Annotated in this window: 1 protein-coding gene; it reads left to right on the forward strand. The window is 40.0% G+C overall.

All coding sequences use genetic code 11. The features are described 5' to 3' along the window. The coding region (locus AC2A4J_RS20370) for a hypothetical protein (protein ID WP_484177300.1) at positions 1-396 on the forward strand (396 nt) is incomplete at its 5' end. Positions 397-437 lie beyond the last annotated feature (41 nt).

Below are 437 nucleotides of genomic sequence, written 5' to 3' on the forward strand. Positions count from 1 at the left end.
GCTTTAAGGTATCTCATGCTCTCAATCACCAATGAAGATAAAGAGAATCAACTTAAATGTTATTGTCAGCATTGGTTAAGCTTGCTAGCCACAAATCAATTTGAAGGTGCGGCAAAGCTCATCGATATCAAAAATAACTACGGTGTTTTATGGGCAGAATCCGAACTCAAAGACGTAGTTCAAGATTACTTTGGTAGCGATGCCCCTGTCAGTTTTCAAAACGAAGATATCGCGAATTGTTACCCTGAGTATCTAGAAACCGATTCAGGGTCATTGATCTTCGGCTTTTATTTACCTGCTAACGGTGAGATAACTGACCTAACTGTTGCATTTGAGTTCGTACCAACTGGAAATAACAAATATGCCGCAACAATCAACGATGTACATGTGCTGTAGTATGTACGCACATAACAAGTTGCCCAAAATCGCCGCAAACA

This window comes from Marinomonas sp. ATLA20, assembly GCF_057180105.1.